The sequence below is a fragment of the Salinibacterium sp. ZJ450 genome (assembly GCF_011751885.2).
Classification (GTDB): domain Bacteria; phylum Actinomycetota; class Actinomycetes; order Actinomycetales; family Microbacteriaceae; genus Ruicaihuangia.
This window is the reverse complement of record NZ_CP061771.1, coordinates 188,134-203,003: the sequence shown is the minus strand read 5'-3', so window position 1 is coordinate 203,003 and position 14,870 is coordinate 188,134. Positions and strand designations below refer to the sequence as shown.

Sequence of the window (14,870 nt, the reverse complement as noted above, 5' to 3'; positions counted from 1 at the left end):
AGCGCGCCGCGAGGCGATGTGGAGCGGTGTTGGTAGCGGGAGCGGGACTTGAACCCGCGACACCACGATTATGAGCCGTGTGCTCTGACCACCTGAGCTATCCCGCCGCGACCTGCAGTCAATACTGCCCGATCGAGCCCCCTGTGGGAATCGGACCCACTACCTCTTCCTTACCAAGGAAGTGCTCTACCAATGAGCTAAGGGGGCATAGTTTCACAACTGTGAAACCGTGCCGGTGTTTTGGCAACCGCTAAACAATATCATCCCCAAGAGGCCTCATTGAACGCGGGCGCTTCGTTACTTCACCGCCCCCGCGGTCAGGCCGCCCACGATGTACTTCTGCAGGAACAGGAACAGCGCCATCACCGGCAGAGCGGCCAGCACGGCACCGGCCGAGAATGCACTCCAGTCGGCGTAGTTGGGGTTGGAGACGAGTTTGTAGAGGCCGACGGCGAGCGTCTGCTTCTCCGGGTCGATCAGCAGGATGCTGGCGACGACGAATTCGTTGGTGGTCGAAATGAACGACAGCAGTGCGACCACGGCGAGGATCGGCGCCACCAGCCGCAGGATGATGGTGAAGAAGATGCGGGCGTGGCTGGCTCCATCGATCTTCGCTGCCTCGTCGATGTCGGTCGGCACCGTGTTGAAGAAGCCGTACATCAGGTAGGTGTTCACGCCCAGCGCACCGCCGAGGTACACCATGATGAGGCCGATGTGGGTGTTCAGACCGATCGCCGGGAAGATGTCGCTGATCGTCGACATCACCATGAAGATCGCCACCACGGCCAGCAGCTGCGGGAACATCTGCACCAGCACCACCGACATCAGGCCCATTCGGCGGCCCTTGAATCGCATCCGTGAGAACGAGTACGCGGCGAGCGCGCCGAGGAAGACGCTGCAGACCGCGGTGACTCCGGCGATCAGAAGGGTGTTGCCGAACCAGGCGGCGAACGGCTGGTCCGGGTCGTTCAGTAGGCGCGCGTAGGCGTCCAGTCCGATGGCCGAGAACAGCTGGTTCGAGCCGGTGAGGGTGCCGCGCGGGTTGAGCGACGCCGACAGCACGTACAGCAGCGGGAACACCGAGTACAGCACCATGATGACGCCCACAATGTGCCGCCATCCGGTGGCGAAGAACCAGCGGCGCAGGTCGAATGGCCGCCGGGGAAGATCGGGCGCCATCTTCAGCGCGCGCGGCGAGCTGGCGGTGCCGGCGTGGGCCCTGGTGGTGGTCGAGTCGCTCATCAGTTCAGCTCCTCCAGCATCTTGGTGCGTCGGAACGCGATGATCGAAATAGTCGCCACGATGATGAAGATGATGATCGAGAACGCGCTGGCCAGGCCATAGTCACGCGCCTGCCCGGTAAAGGCCACCTTGTAAACCATGGAGATCAGGATGTCGGTGGCGCCGACGTTCACGCCGGCCAGCGGGTCGCGCGGGCCTCCGCCGGTGAGCATGTAGATCAGGTTGAAGTTGTTGAAGTTGAACGCGAACGACGAGATCAGCAGCGGCGCCAGCGACACCAGCAGCAGCGGCAGCTTGATCAGCCGGAAGATCGCCCATGGCTTCGCGCCGTCCATCTTCGCGGCTTCCAGCACGTCATCCGGAATCGACTGCAGCGCTCCGGTGCAGACCAGGAACATGTAGGGAAATCCGAGCCAGAGGTTGACCATCAGGATGCTGACCTTGGCGAGGAACGGGTCGGTCAGCCACGGGATCTCCGCGCCGCCCAGCACCACCTGGTTCACGAACCCGAAGCTCTCACTGAGCATGCCGGACCAGACCAGCGCCGAGAGGAACGCCGGGAAGGCGTACGGCAGGATCATCAGCACCCGGTAGAACTTGCGCCCCTTCATCCGCATGTCGTTGAAGACAATGGCGAGGAAGAGCCCCAGGAAGAACGTGGACGCCACCGAGATCAGCGCGAACACGATGGTCCAGATGATCACGTTGACCAGCGGATCGCGGATGCTCTCCTCGCTGAACGCGCGGGTGAAGTTATCGAAGCCCACGTTGATGCGCCAGCCGGGCAGCATTTCCTCGCCGTCGGCGGAGGTGAACGCCCCGGTGCCCTGGTCGGTGTAGACGGTTCCGGTGGCCGTGTCGGTCATGGTGTCGGCCGCCTGGTCGTAGACGAGGCTCGAGGTGTAGAGGTATCCGGTTTGGCCGTCCGGGGTGCGCAGCGACCCGTCATTGGGGTCATCCGAGAACGGCACAGACAGCGACGAGATCTCGTTCTGCCTGGTGAGGATCTGCTGGAACGACAGGCTGGTGTACCCGTCTGCGGCGACCGCCTTACCGCCGTCCATCGTGGCGTTGCGCACCGGCTCGAGCGGTGAGTCGGGTTTGCCGACGGAGACGTCGCCGTCAGGGTCGGTGACCAGCACGCCGAGACCCTCGAGGTTCTCCACCACCGTCACGCCGTACGTGGGGGAATCCGGCACGCGCTCCTGCGCGGAGCTGATCAGGGCGGAGACCGCCTGCTCCTTGTCACTGTTGTGACCGGTGCTGTAGTTGGTGAAGCCGATGTACCCGGTGTAGACGATGACGAAAATCTGGAACACGACCAGGAAGATGACGCCGGGCGTGAGGTATTTCGCGGGCAGCTTGCCCGGGCTGAAGTAGATCCAGTTGGCGAGCAGGGTGACGACCAGCACGATCGCGCCGATCACCCACTGTTCCTTCATCACGAGGATGAAGAGCGCCCACACTGCGATGGCGTCGACGATGCCGAGCAGCAGGATCTTGACCAGCAGCGCCCTCACACCGATCGATGCGTGCTCGGCCAGACGCGCGGCCTGCCTCTGCCTCTTGGTCGGAGGCAGCGACTCCGACTCTGTGACCTCGTCATCGGTGAGCGTGCTCATCGGCTTCTTTCTTCGAGAGACCTGCTGGTGTAGTGCTGACTCCCCCGGGCGAAGCGTGTGCCTCGCCCAGGGGAATCGGGGAGACCGGTGTTAGCCGATTGCGCCCTGCACGTCGGTGGCCAGCTTCTGCCAGATGGTGACAGGGTCGGCGCCGTCGATGATCGCTGCCTCAGCGATGCCCCAGAACTGCCAGACCGAACCCATCGCGGGAACGGCGGGCATCGGCACGGCCTCGGCGCCCACGGCTGCGAAGCCGCCGACGATCGGGTCAGAGGAAGCAGCCTCAGCGGATGCCGCCAGCGCGGGAAGGATGTTGCCCGACTCGTAGAGGGCGGTCTGCACGTCTTCGGTGGCGAGGTAGTTCACCAGGAAGTCGTTGGCGGCAACCTTGTTCTTGCTGGTCTCGCTGAGCAGGAAGCCCTTGACGCCGGCGAACGGCTGGGCCGCCTCGGGTCCGGGGCTGGCGATGACGTCGACCTCAACGTTGATGCCGGCGTCGACTGCTGCGCCGACGTTCCACGGTCCGGTCAGCCAGAAGGCAGCCTGGCCGGCGGTGAACTTCTCCTTGGCGATGTCACCGGTGATCTCGGTGCTCAGCGTGCCGGCGACACCCTGTGCGGCCAGCCACTGGGCGAACTGCTCGCCTCCGGCGTTGCCGAGCTGCAGGTCGGTGGCGTCATAGCCGCCCTCGTTGCTGCCGAAGACCGGGGCGCCGAATGCGGTCTGGAACGGGTACAGGTGGTAGGGGTTGCCCTCGGCACCCTGCTCGACGACGAACGGAAGCTCGACACCGGCTGCGGTGCCCTTGGCGATCATGTCGTCGAAGGAGGACGCTGCCTCGGGAACGAGGTCGGCGTTGCGCAGCAGTGCGAGGTTCTCCACTGCGTAGGGCAGCAGGTACTGGTTGCCGTCGTAGGTGGCAGCCTTGTAGGCGACCTCGAGGAAGTCACCTTCCTTGTCGGACAGCTCGATCGGAGCGACGACACCGTTGGTGACGAGCTCGCCCAGCCAGTCGTGGGCGCCCATCACGATGTCAGGGCCCTTGCCGGTCGGCGCCTGCTGGATGAAGTCATCCTTGATCTTGGCGACGTCCTTGGAAACCAGGTCGACCTCGACACCGGTCTTGTCCTGGTATGCCGCCGCGGCATCTTTCAGGGCATCGACGCGCTCGGCGTCGACCCAGACCGTCAGCGTGCTGGTCGCCGCGGCGTCACCGGAATCGTCTGCTCCGCCCGCGCACCCGGCGAGCACCAGTGCTGCCGTGGTTGCGAGCGCACCAGCCGTGAGGATGCTGCGTGTTTTCACCTTCATTGGTGTCACCTTTCATGTGCGGACGATCTCCGCACACGCCTGGCCAGCCTGCGGCCTGGATTGGTGATTGCAATCCATAACGTGTCCCAGAGGTCGTTCTCTTGATGGGGGTGCCTGCGATATGCAAGCGCTTCCATTCATACACCGGTCAAATCAGATTTAGCAAACTTTTGTCGCTAATCCACAACCGCGGACGGCCAGCCGCGCTGCCCTCCGGAATGGGGGCGCCAGCCCGCTTCCACTCACCTCTGCAAGCGCTTGCACACAGGGTGGGGGTTTGGCGTATTGTGGCGCTCATGTCCAACGAGAGCGCACTGCCCGCTGCCATGCCCTCCGCCACCGACGCCGCGCTGGCGCCCGGTGCCGAGTGGTGGCGCACGGCTGTCATCTACCAGATCTACCCCCGGTCATTCGCCGACGCGTCGGGTGACGGCATCGGCGACCTGCCCGGCATCACCGGCCGGCTCGACTCGCTCGCCGCCCTTGGTGTCGACGCCATCTGGCTGTCGCCGTTCTACACCTCGCCGCAGAAGGACGCCGGTTACGACGTCGCCGACTACTGCGACATCGACCCGCTGTTCGGCACTCTGGCCGACTTCAACGCCATGACGGCGCGGGCTCACGAACTCGGCATCCGCGTCATCGTCGATCTGGTGCCCAACCACTCGTCCGACCAGCACCGCTGGTTCCAGGCGGCGCTGGCCGCGGGCGCCGGCTCGGTGGAGCGCGCCCGGTACATCTTCCGCGACGGCAAGGGCAAGAACGGCGAACTGCCGCCGAACAACTGGCAGTCGGTCTTCGGCGGACCCGCCTGGACCCGCGTGACCGGCGCCGACGGTCAGCCCGAGCAGTGGTACCTGCACCTGTTCGACTCCTCGCAGCCAGATCTCGACTGGAACAACCGCTGGGTGCGCGACCAGTTCCTCGACGTGCTGCGCTTCTGGCTCGACCGCGGCGTCGACGGCTTCCGCGTCGACGTGGCGCACGGCATGATCAAGGCCGACGGCCTGCCCGACTACACCCCACCGGCCGAAGGCGGCAGCATGGGCGGCGGAACCGCGACCCTCGAACCGGGGATCAGCGACGAGGCCACCGACGACCCGCCGTATTGGGCTCAGGACGGCGTGCACGAGATCTACCGGGAGTGGCGCATCCTGCTCGACAGCTACCCGGGCGGGCGCATCCTCGCCGCCGAGGCCTGGGTGGATCCGCTGAGCAAGGTGGCCAACTGGGTACGCCCAGACGAGATGCACCAGGCCTTCAACTTCGCCTACCTCGAAACACCCTGGGCGGGCAAGGACCTGCGCGCGGTGATCGACGACTCGATCGAGGCGTTCAGCGCGGTCGGCGCACCGAGCACCTGGGTGCTCAGCAACCACGACGTGGTGCGACACGCCAGCCGACTCGCCCTCACCGCCGACAATCTGCAGGGTCACGGCATCGGACCGAAAACCGTCGGCCTTCCCGACCAGGAAGTCGGCCTGCGTCGCGCCCGCGCCGCCACCGCGCTGATGCTGTCGCTGCCCGGCAGCGCATACATCTACCAGGGCGAGGAACTCGGCTTGCCCGAGGCCATCGACCTGCCGGACTCGGCGCGCCAGGACCCGACCTGGTTCCGCACCAACGGCGAGCGATATGGCCGAGACGGATGCCGCGTTCCGCTGCCCTGGGAAGCGGACGCCCCCGCGTTCGGCTTCAACGGCACGGGAGCCAGCTGGCTGCCGCAGCCGACCGGCTGGTCTGCGCTGGCTCGCGACAAGCAGCTCGGCGTTCAGGGCAGCACCCTGGAGCTGTACCGCCGCGCACTCGAGCTGCGACGCGAGCACGCGCTCGGCTCGGGCGACGTGACCTGGCTCGACGGTTACCCGGACGACGTGGTCGCCTTCCGCAACGGGTCGGTGACCGTAATCGCGAACACCGGCACGAAACCGATCGCGCTGCCCGCCGGCGACGTCGTGCTCTCCAGCGCGCCGATCGACGGCGAGCTGCCCGGCGACGCCACCGTGTGGCTGGTGTAGCGAGCGGCCTCACTGGTCACCCAGTTCGAAACACGGATGCCCCGCGCGAGCGGGGCATCCGTTGTTAAGCGGGACTTAGAAGGCGTTTGCCTTGAGCCACGTGAACGGGTTCACGGGAACGCCATCGAGGTGGATTTCGAAGTGCAGGTGCGGGCCGGTGGATGCGCCGGTGTTGCCGACGAGACCGATGAACTCGCCCACCGGGATCATGTCGCCCTCGGACAGCGGGCTGGAGCCCCACTGCATGTGCGCGTACAGGCTGGTGACCTTCTTGCCGTTGATCACATGCTCGAGCACGACATGGTTGCCGTACGCGCCACCCTGGGTGTGGCTCTTCACCACGCCATCGGCGATCGCGAAGATCGGCGTGCCGGCTCCGGGCACGAAGTCGACGCCCTCGTGCTGGCTGGAGCAGCCGCGGCAAGGTGCCACGCGGTCGCCGTAGCCGGAGCTGAGCGGAACGGCCACCGGGAACGGCCAGCGGACCGGGCCGGTTCCGCTGGTCGTGTACGACAGGTCACGGTTGCCGGTGCCGTACTTGAGGCGCTGCACCTGGGCGAAGTCGGTCACTGTGAACGCGTCGCGAGTGGTCGCCTGAGCGTCGGCGGAGGCGCCGGCAAGGTCGAGGCTCTGGCCGACGATCTTCTGGTCGGCGTCGGTGCCGAGTTCCTGGTAGGTCTCGATGCGGAAGGCATTCGCCGGAACGGTCATACCGACCATCAACGTGCCCGCAAACAGGAATGCCGCGCCCGAGAGCACCTTGCGGGCCACGCCGTTGGCGAAGCCGGGCTTTGCACGCACCGTCGCCGGACGGGCGGCGACCTGACGCTTCCGACCCGAGCGCGCGGGCGCCGCGAGGCGGGCCGCACGGCGCGGGCTGACCGCCGGCTCGGAGGGAGCGGTCTGCTCGGGAACCGGGATGGATGCGGTGGCGGTGGGCAGCGCGGCGGGCGTGACCAGATCGACGGTGGTGGTGGTGACCGCGGGCTCGGCAACCTGCATGACCGCATCGGCCAGGAAGCCGAACAGCGGCTCGGTCGCCGCGGCGACCTTCGCCTCTGCAGCGCTGTCAGCAGCGGGGCGAGCGGCCGGCGGCGTGACTGCCATGGTGGGCTGGAACAGCTGGGGAACGAATGGCTCGACGGTCTCGTCGATGACCGGGCTCACCGCGCCGACCTCGACTACGGCGGGCAGCATCTCGGTCGGGGCGATCGAGTCGGACGGCTTGCGGGCAGCGGCTGCTCGCTCCCGCTCGCGCAGTTCGCGGCGAGTCAGCGGCTGAGCCGTCGCCGCTGGCGTTGCGGCCTGCTCGAATCCCTGTGTGAAGAGTCCGTTGGGTCGCTGGGTCGGCGAAGACTTGCCGGGTTCAGCGATCTTTTCCAACTTCGGTGACTCTCCAGGACATGTTCCGCACACACAGGTGTTGTGGAACCGATTCTTCGGGGTGGTATCCGTCGCGACGTTCAAGCCAGATATAACGGATTTATAAACCCTACACAGCGATCGGATTCGGTGCCAGTCGAATTTCTTTAACTGTGGAACTCGGTGAGCAACTGCTCCAGTGCCTCCGCCACGGTGGGCTCCGCGGCGAGGATGAACTCGGAGGTCGCCGGCCTGCCCGACCAGCCGCTTACGCGGGCGCCTGCCTCGGCCGCGACCAGCGCACCGGCGGCGTGGTCCCACGGGTTCAGTCCCCGCTCGTAATACCCGTTCAGGCGGCCGGCTGCCACGAAGCACAGGTCGAGTGACGCGGTTCCGAGGCGACGGATGTCGCGGACCCGCGGCAGCAGCCGTGCGACCAGCGCGCCCTGCTCGGCCCGCCGGTCGGCCGAGTAGCCGAACCCGGTGCCAATGAGCGCCTGCGACAGGTCGACCGCGGGTGCCACCTGCAACCTCTCCTCCCCCAGGAACGCGCCGTGTCCGGCCGCGGCGGAGTACACCTCGCCCGTCTCCGGGTTTACCACGCAGCCGGCGAGCGCCGTCCAGGTGAGCGGGTCGGGCTCGCCTTCGACGACGGCGATGCTCACGGCGTAGTGCGGGATGCCGTAGAGGAAGTTGACGGTGCCGTCGATCGGGTCGACCACCCAGGTGAGCCCGGTCGTGCCCGACTCGGCCGCGCTCTCCTCGCCGAGGAAGCCGTCGCCGGGGCGCGCATCGGCGAGCCGTGCGCGGATGAATGCCTCGGTCTCGCGGTCGGCGTGGGTGACGACATCCACCGCCGACGACTTGTGATCGGCCACCTCGACGCCCTCGATGCGCCGGCGCTGCGCCAGTTCCCCCGCCTCGACGGCGATGGTGCGGGCGAGGTTCAGCAGCTCAGAGTTCATATCGCCACTCTCCCACGTGCCGAGAGCCGCCGGAAAACGAAAGAACCCCCGGCGTCCGGGGGTTCTTGCTGGTGGCGAGTGAGGGATTCGAACCCCCGAATGCGATGCAGTCTGATTTACAGTCAGATCCCTTTGGCCACTTGGGTAACTCGCCAGGTGCGCGCTCGACCGAGTGTAGTCACCAATCGAGGGCGCTCGACAAGAATACCTGCTGTTGGGAGTGCTCGAGAACACGGCACTGGCGAGCCGGTCGGCACCCTGCGCAACACCTCCCGCCCAGCACCCCGCGCAGAACGGCAGTGATCGCTGGCGACACGCCGCTCAGCTGCGAAGACACGCCGCCCACCCCGACGGATCACTGCCGTTCTGCGCGGACCCGCCCACCGCCGACAGTCCCACCGGTCCGCGGCATCCGCTCCTCCACCGCCCGCGGGCGGCGCGACCATCCCCCGATGCCGGAGCCACCCCCACCGGCCGCACGGGCTCGGTGATGCTCATACTCGTGGCAGCAGCATCCGTACTCCGCACCCTCGTGGCACTGGGCGGTGTCGCGAGTGCGCGCCAACTGCTGGCTGCCGGCCACTCGCACGACGCCGTGCACCGCGCTCAGCAGCGCGGCGACATTGTGCGCGTGCGTCGCGGAATCTATGCCGCACCGGGGGCACCGCCGGACATCGTCCGTGCCGCGCGGGTGGGTGGCGCGCTGGCGGGCGTCTCGGCCGCCCAGTTCCACTCATTGTGGGAGCCGCCGCACCAGAAGCTGCACGTCAGCGTCGCCGCCGACGCGCACCAACTCAAGCATCCCAACGACTTCGGTCGCGCGCTCGGTCCCGACGATGGCGTGGCGGTGCGACGCGACCGCAAGAGGTTCGACCCCGATCTAGAGGCGTTCGTGGTGCCGCTGGTCACCTGCCTCGAACAGTCCCTGCGAACGCTGCCCGAGGAGTACGCGATCGCCATGCTCGATTCCGCGCTGCACGTTGGACGCGACGCTGCGGGCCAAACGGTCGGGCCACTGATGACGGCGGAGCAATACCGCACCCTCCAGCTCCGGATGCCGGCGCGGTTCCAGTCGACCTTCGCCCAGGTCGAGCCATGCGCCGATACCGGCTCGGAGTCGGTCGCCCGAGTGCGGGCCCTGCGCGCCGGAATCCCGGTGCGCCCGCAAGTCTGGGTGGCAGAGGGTATTCGCGCCGACCTCGCGGTCGGCGACCGCATGCTGATCGAAATCGGAAGCATCGCGCACCACAGCTCGCCAAGCGACTACAACCGGGACCGTGACCGCGAGGCGATCCTGAACGGGTACGGCTTTCTGACCCTCGAGTTCAGCAACCGTCAGGTGATGTGGGATTGGCTGACGGTCGAAGCAGTGATCTTCCGAAAGATGGACCGCGGCGAACACCTCAGGTGAGCCGCGCGACCAGCCTGGACGTGCGGATGCCGCGATGCTGCCGCGTACAACGGCAGTGATCCGCGGCGAGAAGCGGCGTGTCGCCCGAGTTGAGCGGCGTGGCGCGACGGAATGCTGCCGTTCTGCGCGCCCCCGCCATCGCATCCGTCCGCCAGCGCCCAGCATCCGTCCGCCAGCGCCCAGCACCCGCCCCGCAGACCACCGCCAGCCACCGAAGAAAACACGGAACGAACACGCGCCGCCGCACCGCTACTATCAGGGAATGCCAAAGGAGGTGCCGTCGCGGATGCCCGGTATCAACGACGTCGCCGCGCTGGCCGGTGTGTCCACCGCCACCGTGTCGCGCGCGCTCAGCGGCAACGGGCACGTGCTCGAGGCCACTCGGCAGAAAGTGCTGCTCGCCGCGGGTGAGCTGGGCTATGTCGCCTCGTCGAATGCCTCCAGCCTCGCCACCGGCCGCACCAAGAACGTGGGCGTGGTGGTGCCCTTCCTCGACCGGTGGTTCTACACCTCGGTGCTCGAGGGGGCAGAGTCCGCGCTGCTCAGCCACGGCTACGACCTCACCCTGTACAACCTCGGCGGCGGCGGCGAAGAGCGGCGCAGCGTGTTCGAGCACTTCCTGATGCGCAAGCGGGTGGATGCCGTCATCGCGGTGAGTCTCGAACTTACCGCCAACGAGGTGAGCCGGCTGCTCGCCATCAACAAGCCCATCGTCGGCGTCGGCGGACCGCTGCCCGGGGTGCGCACGCTCAGCGTCGACGACGTGGAGATCGCCCGGCTCGCCACCGAACACCTGATCGCGCTCGGGCACAAGAAAATCGCACACATCGGCGGTGACAAGGAGTTCGAGCTCGACTTCCACCTGCCCACCAACCGCCGCGTTGGCTACGAGGCCGCGCTGGAAGCGGTCGGCATCCCGGTGCAGCCCGAGCTGTTCCACACCGCCGACTTCACCATCCAGGGCGGGTACCGCGCCGCCAAGCAACTGCTCGGCAACCCGCGCAACCGGCCGACCGCGATTTTCGCCGCATCCGACGAGATGGCGATCGGCACCATCCTCGCCGCCCGCGACATGGGCCTGCACGTGCCGGACGATGTCTCGGTGATCGGGGTCGACGATCACGAGCTCGCCGAGTTCTTCGGGCTCTCCACGGTGGCGCAGTTTCCGGCGCTGCAGGGCCGCAAGGCGGTCGAGATCCTGATGGACCAGCTGCATCCCGGCAGCCGCGAACGGGGCTCGGTGAACACGCCGCTGCCGTTCGAGCTGATGGTGCGCGCCAGCACGGCACGCCCCGATGCGCGCCGGCACTAGCTAAACTCCCCCCATGGCAGATTCATCATTCGACATCGTCAGCAAGGTCGACCAGATGGAGGCGGAGAACGCCGTCAACCAGGCGCAGAAGGAAATCGCGCAGCGGTATGACTTCAAGGGCGTCGGCGCATCCGTGGAATGGAGCGGCGAGAAGCTGCTGCTCAAGGCGAGCGCCGAGGAGCGGGTGAAGGCGGTGCTCGAGGTGCTCGAGCAGAAGTTCATCAAGCGCGGCATCAGCCTGCGCTCTCTGGATGCCGGCGAGCCGTTCGCGAGCGGTAAGGAATACCGCATCGAGGTGAGCCTGAAGAACGGAATCGCCTCGGATGACGCGAAGAAGATCTCGAAGATCATCCGCGACGAGGGCCCGAAGAGCGTGAAGAGCCAGATCCAGGGCGACGAGCTGCGGGTGCAGTCGAAGAGCCGTGACGACCTGCAGGCAACCATGGCGCTGCTCAAGGGCAAGGACCTCGAGGTCGCCCTGCAGTTCGTGAATTTCCGCTAACTTACAAGAAATCCTCTCGAATCAGTAGGATTCGAGACTATGGATGCCTCGACGATCACGCTGGTGATCACGGTGGCAGTCATCATGATCGACCTCGCGGTGCGTGTCGTTTCACTGATCGTCGTGCCGCGCAACCGTCGCCCGCAGACCGCGACCGCCTGGCTGCTTGCGATCTTCCTGCTGCCGTTCATCGGCATCCTGCTGTTCCTGCTCATCGGCTCCACCAAGCTGCCGAAGAAGCGCCGGGAGCGGCAGGAGACCATCAACACCTTCATTCTCGAGACCACCGAGGGCATCGAGGCGGTGCGCACCGACACGCCCTGGCCGATCTGGCTGGAGTCGATCATCGAGATGAACCGCACGCTCGGTGCGATGCCGCTGGTCGGCGGCAACTCGGCCAGCCTGCTGCCGAATTACAACGAGTCAATTCAGGCGATGACGGATGCCGTGAAGACGGCCAACCGGTACGTGCACGCCGAGTTCTACATCCTCAATCTCGACCCGACCAGCGAGCCCTTCTTCATCGCGCTTGAGGATGCCCGCAAGCGCGGCGTGACCGTGCGGGTGCTGCTCGACCACGTCGCGTCGGTGCGCTACCCGGGGTACCGCCGCACCGTTCGCCGGTTGAAGCGGATGGGGGTGCAGTGGCAGCTGATGCTGCCGGTGCAGCCGCTGAAGGGCAAATACCAGCGCCCCGACCTGCGCAACCACCGCAAGTTGCTGGTGATCGATGGCACGCTCGCGTTCACCGGTTCGCAGAACATGATCGACGCCAGCTACAACAAGAAGAAGAACCTCCGCAAGGGTCTGCAGTGGAAGGACCTGATGGTGCGCTTCGAGGGCCCGATCGTGGCCGGCATCGACGCGCTGTTCATCACCGACTGGTACAGCGAGACCGACGAGCTGCTGCTGCGCGAGACCGAGGTCGCCCGCCAGGTGCAGACCGTGGCGCCGCTCGACTGCCAGGTGGTGCCGAGCGGGCCGGGCTTCGAGGGTGAGAACAACCTGCGCCTGTTCAACGCCTTGCTCTACAACGCGCTGGAACGCATCATCATCACCAGCCCGTACTTCGTGCCGGACGAGTCGATGCTGTACGCCATCACCACCGCGGCGCAGCGGGGTCTCGATGTGCAGTTGTTCGTGAGCGAGGTCGCCGACCAGCCCACGGTGTACCACGCGCAACGCAGCTACTACGAGGCACTGTTGCGGGCGGGCGTGCGGATCTGGCTGTACAAGGCACCCACCGTGCTGCACGGCAAGCACTTCACCATCGACGATGAGGTGGCGGTGATCGGCTCAAGCAACATGGACATGCGCTCGTTCACGCTGAACCTCGAGATCTCCGTGATGATCCACGGCGCGAGCTTCGTGCGCGACCTGCGCAAGGTCGAAGAGGACTACCGGCGCAACAGCCGCGAACTGGGCCTGGACGAATGGCTGGAACGGCCGTTCCGTAGCCAGGTGCTCGACAACCTGGCCCGCCTGACCGCGGGGCTGCAGTAGCAACTGCAGCCCGCGGCCTCTAGTCGGTGCCGCCGTTAGTCGGTGCCGGCCTCCATTGCCGCGCGGTCGAGCATCGACTCGGCCTCGGTCTGCTCTTCGCCGCCGGCGATGGCGGCCGCGCCGCCGGTGGTGAGGTCGCCCATCAGCTTGGCCGTCTCGCCCGAGACGATGCCCTGCGCTGCGTACTGCTCGAGCCGTGACCGCGAGTCGGCGATGTCGAGGTTGCGCATGGTGAGCTGGCCGATGCGGTCGCCCGGGTCGAACGCGGCGTTCTCGACGCGCTCCATCGAGAGCTTGTCCGGGTGGTAGCTGAGCGCCGGTCCGCGGGTGTCGAGGATCGAGTAGTCGTCGCCGCGACGCAGCCGCAGCGTGACCTCGCCGGTGACGGCCGAGCCGACCCAGCGAGTGATCGACTCGCGCAGCATCAGCGACTGCGGGTCAAGCCAGCGGCCCTCGTACATCAGCCGGCCGAGGCGGCGGCCCTCGGAGTGGTAGTTGGCGATGGTGTCTTCGTTGTGGATCGCGTTCAGCAGGCGCTCGTAGGCGATGTGCAGCAGCGCCATGCCTGGCGCCTCGTAGATGCCGCGGCTCTTCGCCTCGATGATGCGGTTCTCGATCTGGTCGCTGATGCCGAGACCGTGGCGGCCGCCGATCGTGTTCGCCTCGTGCACGAGGGCCACGGCATCCGCGAACTCACGTCCGTTGATCGCGACCGGGCGTCCGGCCTCGAAGCTGATCGTGACGTCCTCGGTGGCGATCGCGACATCCTCGCGCCACGGGGCGACGCCCATGATTGTCTCCACGATCTCGACGCCGGTGTCGAGGTGCTCCAGGCGCTTGGCCTCGTGGGTGGCGCCCCAGATGTTTGAGTCGGTGGAGTACGCCTTCTCGGCCGAGTCTCGGTAGGGGAAGCCGCGAGCGACGAGCCATTCGCTCATCTCCTGGCGGCCGCCGAGCTGGTTCACGAAGTCGGCGTCGAGCCACGGCTTGTAGATGCGCAGGCGCGGGTTGGCGAGCAGGCCGTAGCGGTAGAAGCGCTCGATGTCGTTGCCCTTGTAGGTGGAGCCGTCGCCCCAGATGTCGACGCCGTCCTCCTTCATGGCGCGCACCAGCATGGTGCCGGTGACGGCGCGGCCGAGCGGCGTGGTGTTGAAGTAGGTCTTGCCGCCGCTGCGGATGTGGAACGCGCCACACTGCAGGGCCACCAGGCCCTCCTCGACGAGAGCAGCGCGGGCGTCTACCAGGCGCGCGATCTCGGCGCCGTACTCGGTGGCGCGAGCGCGCACCGCGTCGATGTCCGGTTCGTCGGGCTGGCCGATGTTCGCGGTGTAGGTGCATGGCACCGCGCCGTTCTCGCGCATCCAGGCGACTGCGACCGAGGTGTCCAGCCCTCCTGAGAAGGCAATTCCGACACGTTCACCGATGGGGAGGCTTGAGAGTACTTTCGACACGCGTAAATCCTACGGGTCGCGGCGCAGGTCCCGGCATCCGCTCACCGAGTCAGAGCCGATGAGCAGCCGATGTCACAGCCCCAGGTTCAGGTAGGCGAGGTAGCCATCGCTGGTTTGCTCCACGGCGAGCAGCCCGCTGTCGGTGAAGATTCTGTCGTTGCGGTTCTAGGT

General features: G+C 66.7%; 11 protein-coding genes and 3 tRNA genes. 5 read left to right on the top strand and 9 right to left on the bottom strand.

Annotation, left to right across the window (positions count from 1 at the left end; translation table 11 throughout):
* Positions 1-30: 30 nt before the first annotated feature.
* The 5 genes from HCT51_RS01040 to HCT51_RS01020 form a co-directional block, all read right to left on the bottom strand.
* A tRNA-Met gene (locus HCT51_RS01040) sits at positions 31-107 on the bottom strand.
* A gap of 28 nt (positions 108-135) precedes the next feature.
* A tRNA-Thr gene (locus HCT51_RS01035) sits at positions 136-207 on the bottom strand.
* Positions 208-297: 90 nt separating this feature from the next.
* A complete protein-coding gene (locus HCT51_RS01030; RefSeq protein ID WP_166876177.1) occupies positions 298-1,242 on the bottom strand; it encodes a sugar ABC transporter permease in 945 nt (314 codons plus the stop codon).
* Entirely contained in the window at positions 1,242-2,864 is a 1,623-nt protein-coding gene (locus tag HCT51_RS01025) for an ABC transporter permease subunit (RefSeq protein ID WP_166876181.1), read from the bottom strand. Before HCT51_RS01025 ends, HCT51_RS01030 begins: the two co-directional genes overlap by 1 nt.
* 90 nt (positions 2,865-2,954) lie before the next feature.
* Positions 2,955-4,175 (bottom strand): sugar ABC transporter substrate-binding protein, encoded by a 1,221-nt coding sequence (locus HCT51_RS01020; protein WP_166876184.1) that lies wholly within the window; start codon positions 4,173-4,175, stop codon positions 2,955-2,957.
* A gap of 296 nt (positions 4,176-4,471) precedes the next feature.
* Between HCT51_RS01020 and HCT51_RS01015 the strand changes: the two genes are divergently transcribed.
* A complete protein-coding gene (locus HCT51_RS01015; protein ID WP_191413690.1) occupies positions 4,472-6,193 on the top strand; it encodes a glycoside hydrolase family 13 protein in 1,722 nt (573 codons plus the stop codon).
* Positions 6,194-6,268: 75 nt separating this feature from the next.
* Here the strand turns inward: HCT51_RS01015 and HCT51_RS18900 are convergent, their stop codons facing one another.
* From HCT51_RS18900 to HCT51_RS01000, 3 genes are all read right to left on the bottom strand, one after another.
* On the bottom strand, positions 6,269-7,576 hold the full coding sequence (locus HCT51_RS18900) for a M23 family metallopeptidase (RefSeq protein ID WP_166876187.1): 1,308 nt from the start codon (positions 7,574-7,576) through the stop codon (positions 6,269-6,271).
* 146 nt (positions 7,577-7,722) lie between these two features.
* The gene (locus tag HCT51_RS01005) at positions 7,723-8,520 is read right to left on the bottom strand and encodes an inositol monophosphatase family protein (RefSeq protein WP_166876190.1); all 798 of its coding nucleotides are present in this window, start codon (positions 8,518-8,520) and stop codon (positions 7,723-7,725) included.
* 69 nt (positions 8,521-8,589) lie between these two features.
* A tRNA-Tyr gene (locus HCT51_RS01000) sits at positions 8,590-8,674 on the bottom strand.
* A 348-nt stretch (positions 8,675-9,022) separates the two neighbouring features.
* On the opposite strand from HCT51_RS01000, the gene HCT51_RS00995 reads away from it, so the two are divergent.
* From HCT51_RS00995 to cls, 4 genes are all read left to right on the top strand, one after another.
* Complete coding sequence (locus HCT51_RS00995; protein WP_166876194.1) at positions 9,023-9,931, top strand: type IV toxin-antitoxin system AbiEi family antitoxin domain-containing protein; 909 nt, start codon at positions 9,023-9,025, stop codon at positions 9,929-9,931.
* A gap of 286 nt (positions 9,932-10,217) precedes the next feature.
* On the top strand, positions 10,218-11,243 hold the full coding sequence (locus tag HCT51_RS00990; RefSeq protein WP_166876880.1) for a LacI family DNA-binding transcriptional regulator: 1,026 nt from the start codon (positions 10,218-10,220) through the stop codon (positions 11,241-11,243).
* 13 nt (positions 11,244-11,256) lie between these two features.
* Positions 11,257-11,745, top strand: coding sequence for a YajQ family cyclic di-GMP-binding protein (locus HCT51_RS00985; RefSeq protein ID WP_166876197.1), 489 nt, complete (start codon positions 11,257-11,259; stop codon positions 11,743-11,745).
* 39 nt (positions 11,746-11,784) lie between these two features.
* The gene (gene cls / locus HCT51_RS00980) at positions 11,785-13,248 is read left to right on the top strand and encodes a cardiolipin synthase (RefSeq protein ID WP_166876200.1); all 1,464 of its coding nucleotides are present in this window, start codon (positions 11,785-11,787) and stop codon (positions 13,246-13,248) included.
* 35 nt (positions 13,249-13,283) lie between these two features.
* On the opposite strand, the gene argG is transcribed toward cls, so the two are convergent.
* Positions 13,284-14,699, bottom strand: coding sequence for an argininosuccinate synthase (gene argG / locus HCT51_RS00975; RefSeq protein ID WP_166876203.1), 1,416 nt, complete (start codon positions 14,697-14,699; stop codon positions 13,284-13,286).
* Between the last annotated feature and the right edge of the window lie 171 nt (positions 14,700-14,870).